Below are 23975 nucleotides of genomic sequence, written 5' to 3' on the forward strand. Positions count from 1 at the left end.
CCTGCTAACTGAAAAAAAACCCGACAAAGGTCGGGTTTTCAAATGCGTCAAAGGTCACGGTCGCTTGTAGCCGATGAGGCGTGATTTCCAATATGGCTCTTTGCTAATTTGGTTGTAGCCGAGACCAAACGTCCCGGCATGGATGAACGTATCGGCGTCGATCATGATGCCCATATGGGACGGACCGGCCGTATACGTGTTCTCGAAGAAGACGAGGTCGCCGGCCTGAGGCACGAACGATTTGTCGAGCTGCGGACCGAAGTAAGACCCGGCCCAATAGTTGGCGACGTTCGTCCGCGGGATCGAGACACCTGCTTGGTTGAACGCGTAATAGATGATGCCTGAGCAGTCAAAGCCGCCGTTGACCGGACTAGACGACGCCCAGATGTACGGCGTCCCGACGTATTTCTTAGCGACGGCGATCGTCGCGAGCCGGGTTGCTTGGGCGGTCTGTCCGTTGACTTGGGTGACGAACGCTTTGGCGACGAAACCTTGCGTCCCGTTCTCGTTGACACGGTAGTGTGTCGCCGTCTCGCCGACGACGTTCAACAGTCCGCCGCGGAGCGTCGACCCGACGACTTGGCTCGAATCGTTCGCTTGGGCGCGGATGGCGGCCGGACTTGCCGTATAGAACGTATGTGAGTCGAACGACCCGCTGACCCATGTTGGTGCCGTCGTTGAGCCTTTCGGTACTTCCTTGACGAACGAGGCTGCGACGAAGCCGGTCGTGTTACCGATATAAATCTGGTGCCAGCCGTTTGCCGTCTGGACGACGCGGAGCGTCTGACCGGCTTTGACGCTACCGACGATGGCGGAACTCGTCGACGCAGCAGCACGGACGTTCAAGGACGGGGTGTTGACGACGTATTCGACCGAAGTGTTCCCAGCCCCGGCGTCACCTAAGTTCGGTGCGACCGGTGCACTCGGTGCGGTCGTCGTCTGTTTCAAGTAGCCGGCACTGACGTAACCGCTCTTTCCGTTATACGTGACGTAGTACCAAGTGCCGCTCTGTTTCGTTGCTTGCACGGTCGCGCCGTTCGGGATCGTCGTGACGAGCGCGAAACCGATGCCTGCTCCTTTTCGCACGTTCAAGTTCGCCGTCGTGACGAACGATTGATTGACGCTCTCTTCTTTCGGCGCTGCCGGTGTCGCCGGCTGACTCGGTGAAGGTGTGGCAGGTTGACTTGGTGAAGGCGTCGCGGCGGCTTTCTTTAAGTATGTAGTGGCGACGAAGCCTGTCGTCGAACCGTACTTGATGTGCGACCACGAACCTTCGACTTTTAGGATCGTGACCGTTTTTCCTTTCGGGATCGTGACGAGTACGTTCGCCTTTGTCGATTTCGAAGCCCGGAGGTTCAAGTTGACGGTCGTCTGTGACGTCGATTGGGCGGTCGGGCTGACGGTACTTGCCGCTGTTGATTTTGGTGTCGATGGTGCCACCGGCTTTGCTGTCGTTGCGGTGACAGTTAGAAAGTCGTTATGTACCCAGCCGGTCTTCCCGTTAAAGGTGACTTGCGACCACTTACCGCTCGTCTTGAGCGGTTTGAGCGCTTGACCTTTTGGGATGGTGAGCAAGACATTATGGCTCGTACCGGCACCGGCGCGAAGGTTCAAAGCAGCGGTCGTCACTCGATTTGAACTTACTGCCGTGCTCGTTGTCGTGAGTACGGTCGGTGATCCGGCCAAGTTAAGTGTTTGTCCGATAGCGATTCGGTCGGTCGTCAAGTTGTTCATCGACTTGAGTGTCGCGAGCGGGATGTGATGCTGTTGGCTGATCGACCAAAGCGTGTCACCGGCTCGGACGATATGGGTGCTAGCGGCGGACGCTTCATCGGCCTGGGCGAGGACGCTCACGGCGGCGATGGCGGCGAATGAGTACATAAGGCCGGATTTGGGATTCATGGAGTCACTTCCTTTAATATAATAGAGTCATTCATGACAAGTAGCGATACATATTTATTGTACGGTGCCGGTAAACATGGAAGCAATGGTGGAAAGGACTCATTCGAGCGATTTACGTTTAAAAGGAGGTCAATATTTTTAGTATGGAAATATAAGGATTATAAGAAAAAAAGGGAAATAAAAAATTGACTTTCTGTTGAATTATGGAATCTTTCCTATTTTCGGTTCATGCTATCATTAAGGCAAAACTGTTTGAACGAGGGTAGGGGACTATGATCGAGGGGAACTTTTCAACACAAACATACCGTAAACATCAAGAGAGACTGTTCGAACTCGTGCGGATGCCGGACGTGTCCGACGCGACAGTCGAGCAGGCGATCAGCTACATGTGCGAAGTCGTCGCGGATATGCTCGAAGTCGACACCGTATCGATCTGGCATTTCGATGAGGCGCAACACTCGATCAGTTGTCAAGTCGCATATTCAAAAGATAAAGGCATCAGCAAGCCGGCATTAACGGTCTATCGTCAGGATGCACCGGTCTATTTTGATGCGCTCTGCACGAACCGTGTCCTCCTGTTTGAGAACGTCCGGACGCACGAATGGGTGAAAAATTTATATCAACAATACTTCGTCGAAGGACAGCGGGTTTACTCGATGCTTGACGCGCCAATCATTGCGGACGGACAAGCCCACGGTGTCATCTGCTGCGAGACGTACGAGCTTCGGAAGTGGACGTATGTCGAAGAGCTGATCGTGAGTACGCTCGCCGATTTTGTCGCTATTTTATATAGCCGGCTCGAACGTCAGTCGGTCGAACAACACATCGCCCGGCTCGCCTATACGGATGAATTGACAGGACTGATGAATAAGAATGCGTTCATCGAACGAGTCGACCGGATGCGGGAAGAAATCGATCATCACCTCGGGTCACTCATTTACGTGAGAATCGACGAGTTCCGCTCTGTCGAGGACGCGCTCGGGAGCGAGAAGGCCAATCAATTAATCCAGGAAATCGCAAATCGGCTCCGTCTCGTCGTCGATCCGTCGATGCTCGCCCGGAGTTCTCAATCAGGTTTCGTCGTATGGACACCGTACGGCGACCGGATCAAAGCGTACGGGATTGCCGACATGCTTTGTGAGACGGTGACGAACGAACCGTTTACCGTCGATGAACTGGATGTCGTCCTGACGATGAGTGCCTTTATCTCGATTGAGGATAAGGCGCGCTCGACGCTCGAGATGATTCACACGACACGGATCGCCGCTAGTCATCATCATGTCCAACGCGGTGGCATCATCTTCTATGAAGAGAAGATGAGCGAGAAGGCGACAGCCCGATTGACGCTCGAGATGAATTTGCGCAAAGGGCTCGCATTGAACGAGTTTGCGCTCTACTATCAGCCGAAAATTGACGGGTCGACCGGACGGCTCAACGGTTTTGAAGGGCTCATGCGTTGGATCCATCCGGAAAAGGGGCTGATCCCGCCGCTCGACTTTATCCCGCTCGCCGAGTCGACCGGTGTCATCATCGCCCTCGAGGAGTGGGCGCTCGAGGAGGCATGCCGCCAATTGAACGCGTGGCACGCCTCTGGCCGGACATATCACTTGGCGCTCAATTTGTCGGCCCGTCACTTCCTATCAGAAGGCGTTGTCGAGAAGTTCGCCCGTGTCGTCGAAAGAATGGGTGTCTGCCCGAACTATTTGACGTTTGAGATCACGGAGAGCGTCGGAATGGAGAATCAGCAGCACGTCATCGAACGGTTCATCGCCTTCCGCAAGCAAGGATTCTCGATCTCGATCGATGACTTCGGGACAGGTTTCTCGGCGTTCGTCTATTTAAAGCATTATCCGATCCACGAGATCAAAATCGACCGTCAGTTCATCCAAGCGACGGAGAACGACCCGACCGGAAACGTCATCGTCCAATCGATCATCGAGCTCGCCCGCGGCCTCGGTTTAAAGACCGTCTGCGAAGGCATCGAGACGACCGAGCAGCACGACGCACTCCGTTTGCTCGGCTGTGACGAGATGCAAGGGTATTACTTCTCGCGTCCGCTCGCGATTGATGAGCTTGAGGTATGGATTGAAGCTTATAACAATGAAAACAAGGATTCGCTCCGTTGAGCGAATCCTTGTTTTCATTACGGCAGATCAATCTGAATCGTCGTCCCGACACCGAGATCACTCGTCACGGTGACTGTGCCCTCGTGTGCCTTGATGATGTCCCGGGAAATCGCCATCCCGAGCCCACTGCCGAGCGCGTCGGTCGTATTCGTCCCTCGGTAATAACGTTCGAAAATATACGGCAGATCGGCTTCATCAATGCCATTCCCGTCGTCTTGCACGATAATCGTCCCGCCTAGGACCGTGACACATACTGTAACTGACTCGTCGTTATGGAGGAGGGCGTTATAGATGAAGTTGAGTAACGCCCGCTTCATGAAATGACGGTCGACGTCGCGTGACGTGGCGTCTGTGCTTGAGAACGTGATGTCGCGCGTCGCAAACCGCGGGTCGTTCAAGACGTCGATGACGAGCTCGCGGACGAACGGCTCGAGCCCGGTCGTCTCGCGTTTGAGCGGGAAATCACCGTGCTGCAGCCGCATCGTCAAGTTGAAGTCGTCGAGCAGTTCTTTCATGTAGAGCGCTTGCCGTTCGATGACTTCAGCGTATTGGCGCCGTTCCGTCTCGTCGACTCCTGTATCCTCGAGCAGTTCGGCGTAGCCTTGGATCGAGGCGAGCGGTGTCTTCAAGTCATGGGAGACGTTGCTCATCCACTCTTTACGGCGGCGCTCGAGTTGTTCCCGTTCTGACTCATATGTCGTCAGTGTCTGTGACACATCGTTCAAGTTGGCGAACACGGGTCGGTACATGCCGGGCCGTTTCGGTTCGACGGTCGAGAAGTCGCGTGCTTTCAGTTGAGCGATCCGTTCGGTCAAACGATAGACAGGGCGTGTCAAAATCGAACTGAAGGCGAGCCCGATCAGTGCGGCGACAGCGAGGTCGACGATGAGTAAGATGACTGTCGCTCGCGACACGTAAGCGAAGATCGCCTCGGGATCAAGCATGAACAGGGCACGGTCTTCTTTGGCGTCTGGTACGCCGATCAAGTAGCTATACGTTTCAAATTCGCCGACGAAGTAGAGGACGAGGTCGTCGTCTTTGTACTTATAAATCTGAATCAGTTCGATTGGGGAGTAGGAATCGGGTGCGTCAACGGGCGCTCCGACGTCGCTGACCACATCACCTGAAGCATCGAGGATTTGGATGAACGCCCCGAACGCCTCAAGGGCGGTTATCCCGTCTTCGTTGACGACCGGTGCGCCGTCCTCGAGTGACATGTACTGGTTGAACGTGCGGGTGAACGTCTCTCCGGAGTTGCTCTCGACGTCATCAATCCCGGTCCGGTCGTTGACGAGCAACGTGACGAGAATGACGACGTTCAAGATGACGACGATGGCAACGATGGCGAGAATCGACACCAAGTAACGTCCGGTCAATTTCCATTTCAATTCAAACGCCCCCTATGCCTCAAACTTATAGCCGAGCCCTTTGACCGTCTTAATGTAGATCGGTTGTGACGGGTTCGGTTCGATTTTTTCGCGGAGCCGGCGCATGTGCACCATGACCGTATTGTCAGAGCCGTAAAAGTCCTCGCCCCAGACGCGGGTGAACAACGTTTCTTTACTGAGAATCCGGTTCGGATTACGCATGAAGCAGGCGAGCAGGCCGACTTCTTTCGCCGTCAGTTCGAGCCGGACACCGTCTTTGTACGCTTCTGTCTCGTCTACATTCAACCGGAACGGCCCGACGATTGTATCGACGGGTGCTGGTGCGTCGTACATCGAGACACGGCGAAGCTGCGCCTTGATGCGGAAGGCGACTTCTTTCGGACTGAACGGCTTCGTGATGTAATCGTCGCCGCCGATGGCGAGGCCGAGGATCTTGTCGATTTCGTCTGACTTCGCGGATAAGAACAAAATTGGAATGTTCGACGTGTCGCGGATTTGGCGGCACAGGTCATAGCCTTCACCGTCCGGCAACATGACGTCAAGGATGGCGATGTGCGGGGCGAACGTGTGGAACGTCTCCAAGCCGCTTTTGACGGTGTGGGCGGTCGCGATTTGTGTGAATCCTTCTCGCTCAAGCGCTTTTTGAATGAGTATACATAAGTCTTTTTCGTCGTCGACGATTAAAATACGTGGTTGGTCCAATGAAATCACCTCTCTTTGTAGCATATCATTTAAGGATTTCGTAAGGTACGCGTGATTTTCAGTTAAGGTGGCGCGTGTATCGTAGTGTTTAGAAAGAGGTGCTATTCATGGAATCATTATTACAAGTCAACGCAATCGAAAAAACATATGGGAAAGGCAACACAACGTTCAAGGCGCTCAACGATGTATCATTCACAATCGAACACGGCGAATTTGTCGGCATCATGGGACCATCTGGCGCCGGAAAGTCGACACTGTTGAACGTGCTCGCGACGATTGATACACCGACCGCGGGAGATATCCTCGTCGAAGGGAAAAACATCGCCAAGCTCGATGAGGAATCGCTGTCGGACTTCCGACGCGACCACCTCGGCTTCATCTTCCAAGACTACAACTTGCTCGACTCGCTCACGGTCCGGGAGAACATCTTGCTGCCGCTCGCCGTCGCCAAGACACCGGTCCGCGAGACGCGGGTTAAAGTCGACGCGCTCGCCAAGCGGTTCGGGATCGCGTCGATCCTTGATCAATATCCGTATCAAATCTCTGGAGGGCAAAAACAGCGGACGGCTGTGTGCCGGGCGCTCGTTGCCGACCCGAAACTTATCTTCGCCGATGAGCCGACAGGTGCGCTCGATTCGAAGTCGGCGACCGACCTGTTACAGACGCTCGCCGGGCTGAACGAGGCCGAGACGACGATCATGATGGTGACACACGATGCCTACGCCGCAAGCTTTTGTCGCCGGGTCCTCTATATTCAAGATGGAAAGCTGTCGCACGAGTTGATTCGAGGCAGCAAGTCGCGCGACGTGTTTTATCAAGCGATTTTGGACGAGCTCGCAAAAGGCGGTGCGACCGATGACGCTATTTGATTTGGCGAAGAAGAACGTCGCCCGCAATCTATCGCGGTACGCGCTCTACGTCGGGACGACAATCTTCTCGATCATCATCTACATGACGTTCGCGACGCTCAAACATAGCGGGGAAATTAGTGCCCTCGCCGAGACGTCCGGACAGATCAGCGGTCTCATGAACGCTTCGACGTTCATTCTGCTCATCTTCGTCGCGCTGTTTATCGCTTACTCGAACGCCTTCTTCTTGAAAGGACGTAAACGGGAAGTCGGACTGTATTCTCTTCTCGGGGTACGGAAAAAGCAGATTGGTCTCATCCTGTTGTTTGAGAACCTCGTCATCGGTGCGGTATCGCTCGTGATCGGGATCGGGCTCGGTTTGATTGGGTCGAACGTTTTGTTGCGGCTGCTGCTCAACTTGATGAACAGCGACTTGTCGATTGGGTTCACGGTCTCGACCTCGGCGCTCGTCGAGACGACGCTCGTCTTCCTCGCCATCTTTTTATTCACATCGTTCCAAGGTTACCGGGTCATCTATCGCTTCAAATTAATCGAACTGTTCCATGCCGACAAAAAAGGTGAGGACGTGCCGAAAGCGAGCCCGCTCATGGCGCTACTCGGGATCCTCACCCTCGGTACGGCTTACACGCTCGCGCTGCAAGACCTCGCCACGTCTCCGCTTTGGGGTTATCTTGCGGCGGCAATGCCGCTTCTCATCATCGGTCTTACCGTCATCGGTTCCGGTCTCTTGTTCCATAGCGTCCTCATCTTTATCCTCGGCCGCCTAAAAGCGAACGAGCGTTGGGCGTGGCGCCGGCTCAACTTATTGACGACGTCACAGTTGTTATACCGGATTCGAGGCAACGCGAAGACGTTGACGCTCATCAGTATCATCAGTGCGACGGCGATCACGGCTGGCGGGGCCATCTTTAGCGTCTACTATTACGCGGAACAACAAGTCACTTCGTACGCTCCCTATACGTTTGCTTGGCAAGGCGACAAACAAGACATCGACGCCGATGTGTTGGCTGAGACGAGCGTCATGCAAAAGACGGTTCGTGTCGCCTTAGAGACGGGAGAGCGGGAATATGGCGTCATCGATGAGACGACGTTCCGAAAACTTGCCGCCGACCTAGGCTGGAGTGAACCGGAACCGCTGCAAGAGCAAGGCGTCTTCTTGATTGATCCGTTCTATGACGAACGGTTCTCGGAAGACGTGAACGATGTGACGCTAGACGAGACGATGTATTCGGTCGCGTCCCGCTATGACAAGACACCGCTCAACGTCATGACGTTCGGCGGACTGTTCCTAGTCACACCGGATGACGTCTTCAAGACATTGCCGGGAGAAGGGACGATGTATCAAGCCGTGTCCGTCGCTGACTATAAAGAGCAGACCGCCTTGTCGGATCGCTTGTCGACAGCAGATAACTTCTCGAGTGCGACAGCGTTATACGCTGAGACGATGGCCATGCACGGAGCACTCTTGTTCGTCGGTAGTTTTCTCGGACTCGTCTTCCTCGTCGCAACGGGCAGCATCATCTACTTCAAGACGATGACCGAGGCCGAGGAAGACCGCTCGAAGTACGCGGTGTTACGAAAAGTCGGGATCTCGAAGCGGGACATTAAACGCACGATCCGTCAACAAATCGCGGTCGTGTTCCTCGCCCCATTCTCGTTAGGGATTTTGCACGCCTCGGTCGCGCTCTTCGCGTTCTCGCGCTTGCTCGTCATGGACTTCACGGTACCGGTGCTCGTCTGGATGGCGGTCTATTCTGCCATTTATACGCTGTATTACGTGTTGACGGTTCGACGGTTTACGAAATACGTTATCTGAAGGAGAGAATATTATGAAGAAACTAGTAATTGCGGCTTTCGCCCTCGTCATCGTGGCGCTCGGGCTTGTGAACATCGACTGGAACCGGCTTGGGAAAGAGGCGTTATATGTACAAATCGGGGAAGCGACAAACGTTGAGGAGACGACGCTCGAGTCGGGTGACGTCGTCCGCCGCTACGAGTATACGATGCCGGCGTTGACGAAAGACGGGGATTCGCAACCGGTCACGTTCACGGCGGCGAAGGAGCTTCGAAGCGGGGCATACTTGAAGCTATATGTGAAAGATCAAGACGTCGTCACGTCTTACGATGAAGTAACGGTCGCAGATATTCCGAAGGCGGCTCGAGAGCAACTATAGGGGTAGACTCAAATCAACCTCAACCCAAAAAGCCTTTCCCGACGATCAACGTGTCGTCGGGAAAGGCTTTTTGTGTGCTCATGCGAGTGAACTTTCTCGCTCGGCTAATTCGTATTGGAGTATGTACGTCAATTCTACATGTACTTGATCTGAAAAGTTAGTCTTTCTGACGTGCGTACGTGGTCGTAATCCACATTCCAAAGCAATATCGATGATTGTCCGAATCTGATTTTCCGTATAAAAACGTTTGCGTCCCATCGTGAACGGGGTCGGCGGTAAGACGCCGTCCGTCTCCCATTTGATCAACTGTTGCTGGCTGCGTGGGATGCCGGCAAGGGTGAAGGCGCGACTCAATTCTTTAAGCGGATAGACAATTAAATGGCGTCCGTTATATTGAAATGGTTTACCTAGTTCGGGACGATATGCATCCCATTCGGTCGCAAAGAACGTTAAATCAATCGTGTCAACTTCAAATTGAGCGGAAGGAATTGGAGTGGCGAGTGCGATGTCTAAGTTGTTCATCTAGTGTTAGCTCCTTCTTCAAGTCTGCCGGGTGGTAGTACCCTCCCTCGTATAGTACCCTATTTTCAAAAAATTAACTGTTCATTTTTTGAAAGCGTGGAAATGAATTTATGGGACTTTCGATGCGGTTGTCAAATTTACACAACGTCTATAAAAATACCCTAAATGGTATGGCGATGCAAGTCATAGGAATGATTTGAGGCAGATGTAACGACTGCTTGATGATGTGGTTCAAAAGTCACGGTTGGAATATTTACGACTTTTGAGCAAAACGGTTTCCTCGTCGGTTAATAAGGGCGAAGGAGGTGAGACATATGGCAGTGTATCGAGAATACGCAAGCGTTTTTTATCTCGACACGAAACGGCTCGTTTACGGCAAGGAAAAACGTCAGCTCGTCCGCTTCGGTCCGCTCGGTGCGCGGATGGAGACCGAGGAGATCAAACAGTTTGGCGACTTGTTGATCCCGTTACTCGCGGTCGAGTCCGCTGCGTACGTCGTGTCGCGTGAGTTCCACGTGACGGTCTAAATTGGAGGCTCCCACTTATGCTAATACCCCCTCGTCCCGCCGCTCACAATCGGCACGATGAGCAGGTGGTCACATGAGCTGGCCCGAACTCATCTCAAACCTAGGATTCCCGATCGTCGTCTCGCTCTATCTGCTCCACCGGATCGAGACACGTCTTGAGCGGATGATTCAGCTGCTCGAACGTCTGGACTCCACCTATCCGTCTGAATTGTAACCACTCCCCGAAAGGAGCCATCCCCTATGGCACAGCTGACAGAAAAGAAAGCCACGCTCGTCCTGACGACGCATCATGACCTCGAAAGTTTGAAACCGACGAAGAAGACGCAACGGTTCGGTCCGATTCGCGCTGCGCTCACGGCAGATCAAGCCGATTCATACGGTCAGCTCATGCTCGATCTTCTCGAACATGAAGATTTCACCGTGTCGGTCGTCCGCGAATACGACTTAGCCTAATCCACTCACATTCTAAGGAGGAAATGAACCATGACTGAGACAAAACTAGAGATCGCCTTTTTGGACACGTTTAACAAAGTTGCCCGCTTCCGTTTGAACAACGTCAAACAACCGGTCGACCCAGTGAAAGTGCAAGCGCTCGCCGACTTCATGGTCGCGAACGACCCACTCGGCAAAAACGTCGTCAAGTGGACCGAGATCAAGATGATCGAAGGCACCGAGACGGTGTTGAACATCCAATAATCGAACCCGGAAGGTGACTGAGTTTTCAGTCACCTTTTTTTATTTTGGTCAATCCACTTTAAACTTCTCGACTTCAAGACGATAAAGAATGAAACGTTGTACTTGAGAGGGGAATACATACATGGCATGGAAAGAAAAATGGTCAGCGGCTGTACGTCGATTGAACCTGCGTCGCATCGATGTCCGCCGCTTTACATGGAAACCGAAACAACGGAAACGACAAAAAGTAGAGACATCCGCGCCTTCAAGTAAAGGCCTGACGATTCGTCAAAAGTTATGGGGACTCGTCATCCTCGCACTCGTCATGGTCGCCGGTGTCGGCGGCTACTCGCTATTGTCACTCGCCGACGCGAACCGTCAAGGCGACGATATCGTCAACAACTGGAATAAAGGGCTCGACTACGCCCACGAACTAAACACGCTCGCCGCGAACTATCGTGCGCTCGAACTCGAGCATATCGTGACCGAGGACGCGGCCGGAAAAGAAGAATTGATGGCGAGACTGAAAGAGATTCGGACCCAAATCAATGAACTCGCGCCGAAATATGAGGCGACAGCGTCAGGCGAAACCGATAAAGAATTGTTCGCCAACTTCGCCCGCCAATGGGAGATGTATCAACGCGTGTCAGACAACATGCTCATCTTTAGTACATCGGGCAACAACGGCATGGCCCGCTCGTACTACGATGCCCAGTCCCAGTCTACATATGAGAACTTTACGCAACGCCTGACCGAACTCGTCGATTACAACTCAGAAGGCTCGCGGCAAGTCGGGGCGGACATGGAGCGTGAGTTCCAACAAGCGCTCATCGCCTTGCTGGCCGTGACGGTTGGGGCGATCGTGATCCTCTTGTTCCTCGGGATGAGTCTACTTCGTTCGATCATCAAGCCGATGCGGATGCTCCAGACGAAATTCGATGAACTGGCGTCACAAGGCGGGGATTTGACAATGTCGATCCCGGTCACGTCGAACGATGAGATCGCGCAAGTGAGCCGTTCGTTCAACGCCTTCCTCGCCTCGCTTCGTGAGATTATGATTGATGTCGACGAGACGGCGAAAGTCGTGCTCACATCGTCGCAAGAAGTCGCCGCGGAAGTGACCCAACTGAGCCGTTATATGGAAGAGACGTCAGGTACGGTCGAAGAACTGACGGCCGGGATGGAAGAGACGGCTGCTTCGTCGCAAGAGATGAGTGCCTCGACGACCGAGATGGGCAGCTCGATCGATACGATCGTCGAACTCTCGAACGATAGTGCCCAAACAGCTGGACATGTCGAACAGCGTGCCCACGCGATGCGTACGCAAGCCATCGCCTCGAAGACGGAAGCGAACGCCATCATCCAGAAAAAACGCGTCGAGCTCGATGAGGCGATTAAAGGTGCCAAGTCGGTCGAAGAGATCCGCGTCTTGACGAGTGCGATCCTCACGATTGCCGACCAGACGAACCTGCTCGCCTTGAACGCATCGATCGAGGCGGCACGAGCCGGTGACGCCGGACGAGGATTTGCCGTCGTCGCGTCAGAAATCCGTAAGCTCGCCGAGAACTCGCGTCAAACCGTGAACGAGATTCAAGCGGTATCGAATACGGTCATCGATTCGGTCGAACGGCTCAATACGAGCTCGGCGGATATGCTCACGTTCTTGAACACGAACGTGCTCGCCGACTACGACCGGCTCGAGGAATCGGCAACGCAGTACGAAGAGGACGCGACCGTATTCGGCAAGACGGCGAACACGTTTGAGACGAACGCGCTGCAGCTCCGCCATATGACCGATAGCATTTTGCACGTCATCCAAGAAGTCGCGACGACCGTGACGGAAGGAGCGGACGGGACGCAGTCGATCTCAGAGAAAGTCCAACTGTCCGTCGAACGGTTCAACGATGTCCAACAGCGGATGAACGAGACGGAACAGCGGGCGACCGAACTATCGAATCGCGTGTCACAGTTCAAGTTATGAAACCGGACCACAGTCAAACGACTGTGGTCTTTAATTGTGACAAAAATTGGAACATAAAACTGATAAAGGTAGTCAATAAGAAGTCAGACTTCTTTTATTTGGTACATATTAGGTTTCGTCATCCGATATAAGAGTGGCAATACAAAATTAGAGAGAAGTAGAGGTGGGAGAGGACGTGTTCCTCAAAAGAGATGAAACGATTGAAAACACTGTCATTAACGCAAAAATTATTTAGTGGTATCGGACTTATTTTATTGTTCGTTGCGTTCGGCATGGGCTATAACTTATGGACGCTTCAAAATATGACGAATCAGTATGAAGATATGATTAGCCATGATGTGATGAAGATGAAGGCGGCCGACGACCTGTCGCTCGGCATGACGCGTCAGGCATATGGACTTCGGGGTTACATACTCGAGCAAGATGACTCGCGTCTCGACGCAGAGAAACGTGGGTCAGAAGACAAGAAACAGGCGATTCAGACACTCATCGAACTTGCCGAGACAGAAGAAGAACAGACAGAACTCGAGAATCTTTTATCCTATGCAACCGGCTATGATGAGTTAGCCGCCCAATTGATTGCAGCAATCGATGAAGGGGACGAAGAGGCGATCGACCGACTCGCACTTCGACTCATGCCGGATGTGACAGCGTCAATCACGGAGACGGGCGAGCGGTTACAAGCCGAGTCAGAGGCGGAGATGTTCGAGCAGCAACGAAGACTTGAAAAGTTAGGTGAGAAGGCACTCTTTTACTCGGAGGGTATCGCGATTTTCATCCTACTCTTGACGGTCGGTGCCGGCTACGCCTTGAAACAAATGGTGACCGTCCCGCTCCGGATGTTGTCAGACGAAGTCGCCGTCGTCGCGAATGGCGATTTGACACGCGCCGACTTGGACGCGCTGACGCGTGACGAGATCGGGCAGCTCATGGTCGGCTTCAACCAAATGAAAGGCAACTTGCGTGAGTTGATCAATGAAGTGAACCGTAACGCCCAAGAAATCACGGCGCAATCGGAAGAACTTTACGCCAGCACGGAAGAGATGTCGTCTCAAACTGAAGAAACGACGCGGATGATCGAGGCGGTCGTCGAAGAGACGATTCAACAAGCGAAAGAAGCGACGGGCAGTGCCAAAGCGGTCGCTGCGGCCGATGAAGGCGTCGAACAGATCGCTCGTTCAATCGGGACGATCAGCGAAGACGTCGCGATGAGTCTAAAGCTCGCCGAACAAGGGGACGAGACGATTCAACAAGCGAAACAAGAAGTGCTCGCCCTTGCAACCGAGACACGAATGACCGGGGAATCGATCGCGGCGTTGAAACATCAGTCGGACGAGATCGCCTTGATCACGGAAGTCATCCAATCAATCACGGACCAGACAAACTTGCTCGCCTTGAACGCGGCCATCGAAGCGGCCCGGGCCGGTGAACAAGGTAAAGGGTTTGCCGTCGTCGCCGAAGAAGTCCGGAAACTCGCCGAGCAGTCGAAACAGTCGGCGACACGGATCGCCGGGTTGATCGAATCGATCCAAGTCCAATCGAACGCCGTGCTCGCAAGGCACGAACTCAGTGCGAAGCGGGTCGAGGCGAATACGAAACTGTTGGAGAAAGCGACAAACGCGTTCCAACAAATCGTCGTCCAACTCGAGACGTCGGTTGAGAACACGAAACATATTCGTGTCGCCTCAAACGAGATCGCTTTGACGACAAAACAAGTCGCCACGGCCGCCCTCGGGATTGCGACCGAGAGCGAACAGATGGCGCAGACGATGCGTTCGGTCGGCGAGACAGCCGATTCACAGCTCGCGATGATCCAAGAGTTGAACGGCGTCGCCGAGTCGCTCGGGAATATGACGGGCGATCTGCAAACGTTGATCGGAAAATTCAATACGTGACAAACACAATCGAATCAGCTCGTCCTTTCGGCGCCTCCGCTTTCCTAGGGGCAAGCAGGGAGCCGCATCGCGACTTCGTCGCTGCTGGGTCTCCCTTCGCTTGCTGATCCCTCAGGAGTCTGCGGCGCCATGAACGAGCTTCGCAAGCGGTCGCCCTCTGGGGTGGCCGCTTGTCATTTTCTAAGGGCTCAACGACAGAAAAAAAGCCTGCGTCATGTGCACGAACCTAGGAAACGGAAACTGATAGCTAAAAGCATTCCTCGGACGGCTTTTGTACGTTCAAAGGATTGACGATGCTACGTTTCGGGAATTGCGGGAGAGAATGCAATTTAAACAGAAAAGGGGAATTCAGATGAAATATACGGTCATCACAGGGGCAAGTTCAGGCATCGGCTACGAGGCGGCGAAGCAGCTTGCCAAGCAGGGTAAATCATTCGTGCTCGTCGCGCGTCGCACGGACGAGCTTCAAAAATTGCGTGACGAGATCAAGTCAATCTCACCAGACAGCGACGTCATCCTCAAAACGAATGACTTGTCATATAGTGAAAACGTCTATGCACTCTATGAGTCGCTCGCCGACCTCGATATCGAGACGTGGATCAATAACGCCGGGTTCGGAGACTCGAATCTTGTGAAAGACGCCGAAGTCGGAAAAATGGAAAACATGATTCGTCTAAACGTCGAGGCGCTGACCGTCTTGTCGAACTTGTACGTTCGGGACTACCACAAGGTCGAAGGAGCGACACTCCTAAACATCGCCTCGGTCGTCGGCTACCGCATCGCGGCGAAAGGGGTCACGTACAGCGCGACGAAGTTCTTCGTCAGCGCCTACACGGAAGGACTCGCCCAAGAGCTCATCCAAAACGGGGACAAGCTGCGAGCGAAAGTGCTCGCACCGGCTGCGACCGAGACCGGATTCGCGAGCCGGGCCCGCGAGGAAGAGAACTTCGATTACAGTGAGAACGTCGCGAAGTACCATACGGCCGAAGAGATGGCCGAGTTTTTAGTTCAATTGCTTGAGAGCGATCAAACGGTCGGCATCGTCAATCACGAGGACTACTCATTTGAACTGCGCGGACCGATTCACCCGTATATGGGGTGAGTTAGACAGCGTTCAATACCATAAGCAGACGACAGCCCGAACTCTTTTTGAGTTCGGGCTGTCGTTTAGGATTGTCGCATCGTATCCGCATAGCCCCCGGTCAGGCGGTGGGTCAGGCGATGGTACCAGTAGCGCAGACGCAGGCGATATACATACGTTCGGGACGTGTTCGGCAAGACGACGTTATCGATATAGTCGGCGAACATGGCGCGGAACATTTTGTCCTCACTATCGTCGTACGTCGCGCTCCACATGCCGTGCTCTTCGACTTCGAGCAGCGTCGCGATCGTCTCGTCGTCGAGTTGACCGTCTTCCGGCAAACGTTTGACGAGCATCTCGACCCGGTGGCTGCAAATCGAGGCATAGAGCGAATGGGCCCGTGGGTTTCGCGGATTTGCGTTCAAATAGCCGATTGCGGCTTTGAGCAGCTCGTCGTTCATCTCGAGCGGGATCTCATCGAACGCTTGGAAGAATTCGAGCAACATCGGCACGGTCTCTTCGCTGAAACCGGCGAGACGGACGTAGTGCATGATGTGTAAGCCCGCTTCGCCGTAGAATTTACGATTGAAGTAATGGACGGCAAGGGCGCGCCGTGTCATCGGTACGTCCGGATAGCGCTCGACGGCGCGGCAGTAATGTTGCTCGGCCTCAAACGTAAACCCGGCGTCTTCGCTGAGGGCGCCGTGCAGGCAATGGATGAGGTAATGGTCGCCCATCGTACTCGCGGTTTCGAGCACTTGTCTGGCTGTCTTGAAATCGCCTTCGCGAATGAGCGGATAAGCGCGCATCGCCGGGAAGAACGGGTCGTTCGGGAAAGCCGTCTCGCCGCGGACGATGAGCGTCTCGATGGCCTCGGCGTTATAGTCTTCGATCAACTCTTCAAGGAGCATCATCTCAAGGAAGGTGCGCTGAAAGTCTGGGGTGTGTAAGTCGATGGTGTGTTTCAAATGAGGTCCCTCCCAGCTTTTGTGATTGTCGCTTTATTATACAAGTCAATCGCTTCACGAAGTAGCATTATTTGAAAAAATGGGAAAAGAAAAGAGGGGGAGCGCATTTGGGGGAAGGAGGGATCAACGTGGTCACGTTCACGGGCTATATCGTCGAACTCGAGGCAGCGCGAATTCGGGTCGCACCGAAGTTGGAGGCTGAACCGTTCGACGGCATCGTGTTTCATCTAGACGAGCAGATTGGGGACATATCAACGCTCACGGTCGGCCAATTCGTGCGGGTCGAGCATAGTGAGATGATGACGAAATCATTGCCGCCCCAGGCGGCGGCGCACCGGATTGATGTGCTATGATGGATAAGAGGTGAGTCATATGGGACAGTGGAATTTTCTTTGGCTCGGCGGCGTCATCGCGCTGAGCGCATTTCTCGTCTGGCTCTTGCAAGACGCGATCCCGTTTTGGATGCTATCGATTTTGCTGCTGTTACTCGGGGCCGCGGTCGGTAACGTGCAACGCAAATTGAATAAGGGCGAGTAAAAAGCACGTCTTCCGATTTAGTCGGAAGGCGTGCTTTCTTCGTCTCGCTCTGTGGCAGCCGGTTTAGCTTTTTCTTCTTTAGCAGGCTTTTCTTGTTTAGCAGGCTGTTCTTGTTTAGCAGGTTGTTCTTGTTTAGCAGGCTGTTCTTTTTTAGCAGGTTGTTCTTGTTTAGCAGGCTGTTCTTTTTTAACAGGCTTTTCTTGTTTAACGGGCTGTTCTTTTTCAACATGCTTTTCTTGTTTAGCGGGTTGGTCTTTTTTAACCGGTTTTTCTTCTGTGACTGGTTTCTCTTTTGGCTGATCTTTCGGTTTGCTTTCTTGCTTTTTGACTGGTTTCTCTGCTTCAGCCGCTGGTTTTTCAGGCGCCACCGGTTCTGCCGGTTCTGTCACAGGAGGTTCCGGCGTGACCGGTTCTTCTGTGACGGGAGGCGGCGTCGGTTCTTCAGCTGGCACTTCCGGTTCAACGACTTCAGGCTCTGGCGTTTCCTCTGGCGTTGCCGGTGCGTCTTCAACCGGCTCTTCGGCAGGCGCGACCGGTTCTGGTGCAGCTTCCGGGGCCTCGGCTTCTGGTTGCGGCGCTGGCGCTGGTTCCGTCACGGGTTGCTCATTTCGAGGTGGCGTGATTGGTGCGACCGGTGCTAGTTTAGCTAACGGTGGCGCTGGTGTGTCCGATTCAAGAAACGCGAGCACGTCTTGTTCGAACAGGGCGACCGGGAGTGCTTTTGACTTGAGGTGCATGGCGAGTACCCGTCCATCTGAAGCGACAATCGGACTGCCGATTGCCCGTCTCGGGATATCGAACTCGCGCTCATACCCGGTTTCATTGAACGTCATCTGGCCTTCGATCCGTTTAGACGGCATGAGCGTGATGAGCGTTTCGTCCGCCGCAGCAATCGCGTGACTGAACATGAACGGCGTCTCTTTCATTTGATTGATCCGGATGACGGCGATGTCGACGGTACGTCCGACGACGGTCCCTTTAATTTTCTTCCCATTGTGGTCGATTGTCATCGTCGTCAAACCTTCAACATTATGGGCAGCCGTCAAAATGTCTTGCGGGCTGATTAAAAACCCTGTCCCGGCACCGACAGAAAACAGACTTTTCTCGAGCGTCGCCAAATCAATCATCGAAGCGTTATCGGCTGAGACGGTGTCTTCGGCGATGTTCAAGTTGACTTTGTCAGCGAGTGAGTCCGTCGAACGAGGAGCTTCTTTCAAATAGGCGACTGTTAAAATAGAGATGAATGCGATAAGTGCAATCACGGTCGGAATGGCAATCCATTTCAAGCGACGGGGGCGATGGCCACACGTCGGACAAGCAGTTGTTTTTGAGCGGGTCTTCGTTCCGCAGCGTGGACAAGTCACGAGGGTGACACCTTCTTTCATATACATAGATGATTAGCTATACCTTAAATAAAGAGGGGATAAACAATATTTTGACGGGGTAAGCAGACAGGGATGGAATGAACTTCCGAAAATCGGGAAAGAAATAGATATCCTTCAAAAAGGGGGAAACGTCCATGCAGCCCTTTTGGACAACGCGTGCGTTCCGTAATGGCATCTGGGTACTGCTCATTTTGACGATCATCTTCATGGCGAAACAAGTCGAGTTTTTGTTCTATCCAATCGGTATCTTTTTCGCGACCGTACTGACACCGTTCTTGTTCGCCGGCATCTTGTTTTATTTGACGGTCGGTCTCGTCGATTTCCTTGAGATCAAATGGAAGCGACGGTCACTTGCGATTTTGAGCGTGCTCCTGTTGCTCCTCACCCTCGTCGTGTTGTTCGTCGTCACGCTCGGACCGCTCATCACAAGGCAACTGCTCGCGCTGCTTGACGCGTTCCCACGTTTTGCCGAAGGGAGCTATCGCCAGTTTTTGCTGCTGTACGGACGGCTCGAGGAATACGCGTGGTTTCGGGACTATGCCGAGCAGAACGCGGCATCGATTGAGACGTGGATTCGTCAGTTGACCGACGCGCTCGGTTCACTCATCGGTACTGTCGCCGGTTCGCTCGGACGCGTGCTCGCGCTGATCGTGTCTGGACTGTTCACGTTGTTTATCGCGCTATTTTTGTACGTGTTCATGCTCATTGACGGGGGCAAGCTCGCGACGGCGATTGTGCGGTGGATCCCTGAGGCGTACGAACAAAACGCCCGCCATATCTTGCATGACATGCACGAGACGATCAAACGTTACGTCCGGGCCCAGCTGATCGTCTGTACGTTCGTCGGCTTCTTCGCGACAATCGCTCTTTGGCTACTCGACGTCCCGTTCTTCCTGCCGCTCGGTCTGTTCATTTTCGCAACGAACATCATCCCTTACTTCGGTCCGTTTCTCGGGGCCGCACCCGCCGTTTTGATTGCGTTCATCGACGAACCGGTCAAAGCGCTCTACGTCATCATCGCCATCACCATCGTCCAACAGCTTGACGCCAACGTCATCTCACCGCTCGTCCAAGGCAAGTCACTCCGTGTCCATCCCATCACCATCACCCTTGTCCTGCTCGTCGCGGGACGCCTCGCCGGTATCGTCGGCATGCTGCTCGCCGTCCCGTTCTATGCTGTCCTGAAAGTCACATTCCTCAACTTGCAAAAACTATACGCGTTACGCAAAAAGTCGAAGCTTCCGATTGAAAGGAGCGACTAATATGTCCTCGCGCATCACCCACACGTTCATGGAACTCGTCCAAATTGATTCAGAGTCTTATGCCGAAGGTCCATTTTTAGAGTATTTAAAAGAACGATTCGATGGACTTGGTCTTGAACTTGACGAGGATGACTCGACAGCGGAGACCGGTCTCGGTTCGAACAATTTAATCGCCCGTCTAGCCGGCGACGCCTCGATCGCACCGTTATTCCTGTCGGCTCATATCGATACGGTGTCACCCGGTAAAGGCATCGTTCCGGTCATTCGGGATGATGTTGTCTATTCAGAAGGAGAGACGATTTTAGCGGCCGACGACAAGGCCGGGATCGCCATCATGATTGAAGTGGTGGAACGGTTGCGTGAAGGACGAACCCGGCACGGGCCGATCGAACTCGTACTCACACCAGGAGAAGAAGTCGGTTTGCTCGGAGCGAAAGCGCTCGATATGTCAACACTGAAAGCGAAGCACGGGCTCATCCTCGACAACGGCGGACCGGTCGGCGGCATCATCTTAAGCTCACCGAGTATGTTCAGCCTGAATATCGATATCCACGGGAAGGCGGCCCACGCCGGACTCGAACCGGAGAAAGGCATCTCGGCACTCGTCATCGCGGCCGAGGCGATTCATCAGATGAAACTCGGACGTATCACTGAACAAACGACCGCGAACATCGGCAAGATCTCGGGAGGGACCGGCAGTAACGTCGTCATGGAACACGCGACGCTCGTCGGGGAGGCCCGGTCGCTCGATCACGACGCCTGCGTCGAACAAGTCGCACACATGGTCGAGACGTTCGAACGAGCGGCACAAAACCATGGCGGCACGGTCGACATCAAGCAACAACAGATGATCCGGAGCTATCGGTTCGAGGAAGACGAACCGTTCGTCCGCCACGTCTCGGCAGCGCTCGCGCATACTTCGTTTCCGGTACGCTATGAGCATAGCGGCGGTGGGAGTGATGCCAACGTGTTCAACGAGTTCGGAAAAGTCGCACTCAACGTCTCCATCGGGTACGACGCGATCCATACGGTCGATGAGTCGATCCCGATCAAAGAGCTCGAGGACAGTGTGACGTTCGTGCTCCGGTTGATTGAGACGATGCAGTCGTTCCAAGCATGAGGGAAGGGGATGGGTTGTCGTGCGAAAACGAATCATTGACGTCGGCATCATCCTCGCCTCGATCATCGTCCTCGGGTTGGCGATCAACTTGTTTTTAGGTCCTCACGAGATTGCGGCCGGTGGCGTGACCGGGATCGGAATTTTGTTAGAAGAAGTGCTCGGCATCGACCGCTCGATCGTCGTCTTCGTCTTGAACGGGGTCATGCTCGTCTTGACGTTCGTCTTTCTCGGGAAGAAAGTGTTTTACAATACGCTGCTCGGCAGCCTGTTCTTGCCGCTCGTTCTCGCCGTCGTCCCGAAATATATGGTCACGACAGACCGGTTCTTCTCGGTCGTGTTCGGCAGTATCTTGTTCGCTGCGGCGGTCGCCATGCTGTACCGAATCGGTGCCTCGAGCGGAGGGACGACGATCCCGCCGCTCATCTTGCACAAATACACCGGGTTGAACACGGCGATCGGCTTCTTTTTGACCGATGCGCTCATCGTCGTCTCAAGCTTGTTCGTCTTCGGGATCGAATCGTTCCTGTTCGCAATCGCCTCGATCATTTTGACGTCGGCGGTCATGGCGTATATCGAGCTCGGCCTTGACCGGAAAAAAGCCATCTTCATCATGAGCGAGTCGCACCTAGACGACATCAAGCAGGCGCTCTATCGGGACGTCGACCGGGGAATCACCGTCTTTGACGTGAGAGGAGGGTTTCAAGGAGAAAATCGGGAGATGTTGATGATCGTGTTGACACGTGGCGAATATCAGACGGCACTCAGAACGATCGACGGAATCGATAAACGTTCGTTCATGATCGTCTACAACGTCGCCGACGTGCATGGATTAGGATTCAGCTACCAACCGCGCGTCTAACTTTGGAAAGGGGAGCCCTTCATGAACTCCTTACTCGCCTTCACGATCGTCATGCTCATTTGGACGATCAGTGATTTCGTCGCCAAGAAAACGAAAGCGTTGCTGTCCTCGCTATTTGTCGCGTCTGTCATCTTTCTCGTCGGCTTCAAATCCGGATTGTTCCCGGAAGATTTGTTACCGTCATCATCTTTACTAGCCCTCGGTCAGACGGTCGTCGGACTCGTTATCGTCCATCTCGGGACGCTCATCAGTCTCGACGAGTTCAAGCGGCAATGGAAGACGTTCGTCATCGGTGTCTCCGCCGTGCTCGGCATCGGGATTTTTCTATACGTGATCGGGCAATTTTTCCTCGATACGAATTATATTTTAAGTGCCATCGCAGCTATCAGCGGCGGAACGATCTCGATCATTCTCGTCCAAGACGCCGCCGTCAACGCGGGACTCGTCTCGGTCGCTGTATTCCCGGTCTTGATCGCGGCGACGCAAGGGCTGATTGGTTTTCCGCTCACGTCGATCATCTTACGGAAAGAGGCACTCCGCATCCGGACGGCACATCGGGACGGGACGCTCGTCACGCCTGAACAACATGCCGTCGTCCATGACGAGACAGATGACTCGATTTTGCCGGCGCCGTTCCATACGACGGCCGGGACGTTGTTCGTCATGGGGGTCGTCGTCTTGATTTCGACCGTCATCAGCGGGTGGACGAACGGTTACCTGAACACGTTCGTCATCGCCTTGATCCTCGGTATCGTGTTGCGCCGCTTCAAGGTTTTGAAAGCGAACGCGTTGAACGGGATCGATGCGTACGGTCTCATCATGATCGCCATCCTGCTCATCATCTTCGGACCACTCGCGACGCTGTCACCGAGTGCGTTGTTCGATTTGATCGTGCCGATCACGATTTCATTCGTTCTCGGCGTGTCCGGACTTTTGTTGTTTGCGCTCCTCGTCGGCCGCTTCCTCGGCTACTCGAAAGAGATGTCGATGGCGATCGGGTTGACGTCGTTATATGGTTTCCCAGGAACACTCATCTTGAGCGAAGAGGCGGCGAAGAATATCGGGGAGACGGAAGAGGAGGTGCATGTGATCGAGGATGAAATATTACCGAAAATGATTGTCGCCGGATTCTCGACGGTCACGATCACATCTGTGTTCATCACAGGGATACTCGCTGCGTTCATTTACTGAGGAGGGAACAAGATGGCATTATCAACAGAACTCGGAAAGATCAAGCAACTGCATAACACGGAGGCGGGCGTACTGAGTCTCTACTTAAGTACGAAGCCGAGCGAGCGCGATAAATGGGAGATTCATTTGAAGAACGAGCTGCGCCGGCTCGAGCAAGAAATCAAGAACGGGGACGAGGCGAAGTTGAAAGCGTTCAAAGGCGTCCGGGAACGGGCCGAGCGTGAGATTATGGGCAACGAGCATAAGCTGTTGCGCAGCATCGTCTTGTTTGCGGAAGGAAATGATGGCTTATTCGAGCTCCACTTCCTGCAGCTTGACGTCGAGAACGACTTCCATTACGGTGACAAACCTAACTTGGACCAAATCGAGAGACTCGACGCCGAATTCCCGAACACGGGCATCTTGCTCGCCCAGCTCGACAGCATCACCGCCTACGATACGCGGCTCGGTGAAGTTGAGGACGTCGTCGTGTTCGATCTTGATTTAGACACCGATCAATGGAGACGGTACCAAGGTCGCGGTAAGGGTGGCGAGGCAGCGTCAAGCAGCCAAATCGACCAATTCGACAGCCGGAAAGAAAAACAAGTCCGACGGTTTTACCGGGATATCGCCGGTGAGATTCGTTCCTTACACAAGAAACATAAATGGAACGAGGTCGTCATCATCGGGCAAGATCGGAGTGCGAACTTATTGAAAGATGAACTCGACATCGACATCGAGCGCGTCGTGAACCGGAACTTAGGAAACGCCGAGGAAGAAGAGATTCTGCGCCGGGCGTTTGAGCAATAAAAAGTAGCGAGTGACGTCATGT

24 protein-coding genes are annotated in these 23975 nt (G+C 53.7%); 18 read left to right on the forward strand and 6 right to left on the reverse strand.

The window, feature by feature from the left end; genetic code table 11:
* Positions 1 to 54: 54 nt before the first annotated feature.
* On the reverse strand, positions 55 to 1881 hold the full coding sequence (locus BJU60_RS08550) for an SH3 domain-containing protein (protein ID WP_070328470.1): 1827 nt from the start codon (positions 1879 to 1881) through the stop codon (positions 55 to 57).
* A gap of 293 nt (positions 1882 to 2174) precedes the next feature.
* Here BJU60_RS08550 and BJU60_RS08555 point away from each other — a divergent pair, with 293 nt between their 5' ends.
* Positions 2175 to 4028 (forward strand): sensor domain-containing phosphodiesterase, encoded by a 1854-nt coding sequence (locus tag BJU60_RS08555; protein ID WP_070328471.1) that lies wholly within the window; start codon positions 2175 to 2177, stop codon positions 4026 to 4028.
* A gap of 17 nt (positions 4029 to 4045) precedes the next feature.
* Here BJU60_RS08555 and BJU60_RS08560 read toward each other — a convergent pair whose 3' ends face one another.
* The gene (locus BJU60_RS08560; protein ID WP_070328472.1) at positions 4046 to 5416 is read right to left on the reverse strand and encodes a HAMP domain-containing sensor histidine kinase; all 1371 of its coding nucleotides are present in this window, start codon (positions 5414 to 5416) and stop codon (positions 4046 to 4048) included.
* Positions 5417 to 5428: 12 nt separating this feature from the next.
* On the reverse strand, positions 5429 to 6118 hold the full coding sequence (locus BJU60_RS08565) for a response regulator transcription factor (RefSeq protein WP_083274082.1): 690 nt from the start codon (positions 6116 to 6118) through the stop codon (positions 5429 to 5431).
* A 107-nt stretch (positions 6119 to 6225) separates the two neighbouring features.
* On the opposite strand from BJU60_RS08565, the gene BJU60_RS08570 reads away from it, so the two are divergent.
* From BJU60_RS08570 to BJU60_RS08580, 3 genes are read left to right on the forward strand one after another with little or no spacing between them, the layout of a single operon-like run.
* Positions 6226 to 6987: an ABC transporter ATP-binding protein gene (locus BJU60_RS08570; RefSeq protein WP_070328474.1), complete on the forward strand. Its 762-nt coding sequence runs from the start codon at positions 6226 to 6228 to the stop codon at positions 6985 to 6987.
* A complete protein-coding gene (locus tag BJU60_RS08575) occupies positions 6974 to 8803 on the forward strand; it encodes an FtsX-like permease family protein (protein ID WP_070328475.1) in 1830 nt (609 codons plus the stop codon). Before BJU60_RS08570 ends, BJU60_RS08575 begins: the two co-directional genes overlap by 14 nt.
* Before the next feature lie 13 nt (positions 8804 to 8816).
* Positions 8817 to 9161 (forward strand): YxeA family protein, encoded by a 345-nt coding sequence (locus BJU60_RS08580; protein WP_070328476.1) that lies wholly within the window; start codon positions 8817 to 8819, stop codon positions 9159 to 9161.
* Between the two features lie 78 nt (positions 9162 to 9239).
* On the opposite strand, the gene BJU60_RS08585 is transcribed toward BJU60_RS08580, so the two are convergent.
* Positions 9240 to 9683: a MerR family transcriptional regulator gene (locus BJU60_RS08585; RefSeq protein WP_070328477.1), complete on the reverse strand. Its 444-nt coding sequence runs from the start codon at positions 9681 to 9683 to the stop codon at positions 9240 to 9242.
* 314 nt (positions 9684 to 9997) lie between these two features.
* Between BJU60_RS08585 and BJU60_RS08590 the strand changes: the two genes are divergently transcribed.
* From BJU60_RS08590 to BJU60_RS08615, 7 genes are all read left to right on the forward strand, one after another.
* The gene (locus tag BJU60_RS08590; protein WP_070328478.1) at positions 9998 to 10210 is read left to right on the forward strand and encodes a hypothetical protein; all 213 of its coding nucleotides are present in this window, start codon (positions 9998 to 10000) and stop codon (positions 10208 to 10210) included.
* Between the two features lie 73 nt (positions 10211 to 10283).
* Entirely contained in the window at positions 10284 to 10424 is a 141-nt protein-coding gene (locus BJU60_RS15020) for a YvrJ family protein (protein WP_021066374.1), read from the forward strand.
* Positions 10425 to 10450: 26 nt separating this feature from the next.
* Positions 10451 to 10663 (forward strand): hypothetical protein, encoded by a 213-nt coding sequence (locus tag BJU60_RS08595; RefSeq protein ID WP_070328479.1) that lies wholly within the window; start codon positions 10451 to 10453, stop codon positions 10661 to 10663.
* A gap of 30 nt (positions 10664 to 10693) precedes the next feature.
* On the forward strand, positions 10694 to 10906 hold the full coding sequence (locus BJU60_RS08600; RefSeq protein WP_070328480.1) for a DUF2922 domain-containing protein: 213 nt from the start codon (positions 10694 to 10696) through the stop codon (positions 10904 to 10906).
* Positions 10907 to 11027: 121 nt separating this feature from the next.
* Entirely contained in the window at positions 11028 to 12866 is a 1839-nt protein-coding gene (locus tag BJU60_RS08605) for a methyl-accepting chemotaxis protein (RefSeq protein ID WP_070328481.1), read from the forward strand.
* Between the two features lie 191 nt (positions 12867 to 13057).
* On the forward strand, positions 13058 to 14761 hold the full coding sequence (locus tag BJU60_RS08610) for a methyl-accepting chemotaxis protein (protein WP_083274083.1): 1704 nt from the start codon (positions 13058 to 13060) through the stop codon (positions 14759 to 14761).
* Between the two features lie 352 nt (positions 14762 to 15113).
* On the forward strand, positions 15114 to 15863 hold the full coding sequence (locus BJU60_RS08615; protein WP_070328482.1) for an SDR family NAD(P)-dependent oxidoreductase: 750 nt from the start codon (positions 15114 to 15116) through the stop codon (positions 15861 to 15863).
* Between the two features lie 65 nt (positions 15864 to 15928).
* Here the strand turns inward: BJU60_RS08615 and BJU60_RS08620 are convergent, their stop codons facing one another.
* A complete protein-coding gene (locus BJU60_RS08620; protein WP_236633332.1) occupies positions 15929 to 16810 on the reverse strand; it encodes a tetratricopeptide repeat protein in 882 nt (293 codons plus the stop codon).
* Positions 16811 to 16938: 128 nt separating this feature from the next.
* Here BJU60_RS08620 and BJU60_RS08625 point away from each other — a divergent pair, with 128 nt between their 5' ends.
* Positions 16939 to 17163 carry a DUF3221 domain-containing protein gene (locus tag BJU60_RS08625; protein WP_131468883.1) on the forward strand — a complete coding sequence of 75 codons (225 nt, stop codon included), beginning with the start codon at positions 16939 to 16941 and terminating at the stop codon, positions 17161 to 17163.
* 19 nt (positions 17164 to 17182) lie between these two features.
* Positions 17183 to 17347, forward strand: a complete 165-nt coding sequence (locus BJU60_RS15250; protein ID WP_167615699.1) for a hypothetical protein — start codon at positions 17183 to 17185, stop codon at positions 17345 to 17347.
* 17 nt (positions 17348 to 17364) lie between these two features.
* On the opposite strand, the gene BJU60_RS08630 is transcribed toward BJU60_RS15250, so the two are convergent.
* Positions 17365 to 18711, reverse strand: a complete 1347-nt coding sequence (locus tag BJU60_RS08630) for a S1 family peptidase (protein ID WP_167615703.1) — start codon at positions 18709 to 18711, stop codon at positions 17365 to 17367.
* A 155-nt stretch (positions 18712 to 18866) separates the two neighbouring features.
* On the opposite strand from BJU60_RS08630, the gene BJU60_RS08635 reads away from it, so the two are divergent.
* The 5 genes from BJU60_RS08635 to BJU60_RS08655 are packed head-to-tail and all read left to right on the forward strand — an operon-like array spanning position 18867 to position 23953.
* Complete coding sequence (locus BJU60_RS08635; protein ID WP_070328485.1) at positions 18867 to 19994, forward strand: AI-2E family transporter; 1128 nt, start codon at positions 18867 to 18869, stop codon at positions 19992 to 19994.
* A 1-nt stretch (position 19995) separates the two neighbouring features.
* Positions 19996 to 21114, forward strand: coding sequence for a M20/M25/M40 family metallo-hydrolase (locus BJU60_RS08640; protein ID WP_070328486.1), 1119 nt, complete (start codon positions 19996 to 19998; stop codon positions 21112 to 21114).
* Positions 21115 to 21133: 19 nt separating this feature from the next.
* Complete coding sequence (locus BJU60_RS08645; protein WP_070328487.1) at positions 21134 to 21973, forward strand: YitT family protein; 840 nt, start codon at positions 21134 to 21136, stop codon at positions 21971 to 21973.
* A gap of 21 nt (positions 21974 to 21994) precedes the next feature.
* Positions 21995 to 23164, forward strand: a complete 1170-nt coding sequence (locus tag BJU60_RS08650) for a hypothetical protein (protein WP_070328488.1) — start codon at positions 21995 to 21997, stop codon at positions 23162 to 23164.
* Between the two features lie 12 nt (positions 23165 to 23176).
* Positions 23177 to 23953 carry a VLRF1 family aeRF1-type release factor gene (locus BJU60_RS08655; RefSeq protein ID WP_070328489.1) on the forward strand — a complete coding sequence of 259 codons (777 nt, stop codon included), beginning with the start codon at positions 23177 to 23179 and terminating at the stop codon, positions 23951 to 23953.
* The last annotated feature ends 22 nt before the right edge of the window (positions 23954 to 23975 follow it).

Origin of the sequence: Exiguobacterium aurantiacum, assembly GCF_001766415.1 — a bacterium.
GTDB lineage: Bacteria > Bacillota > Bacilli > Exiguobacteriales > Exiguobacteriaceae > Exiguobacterium > Exiguobacterium aurantiacum_A.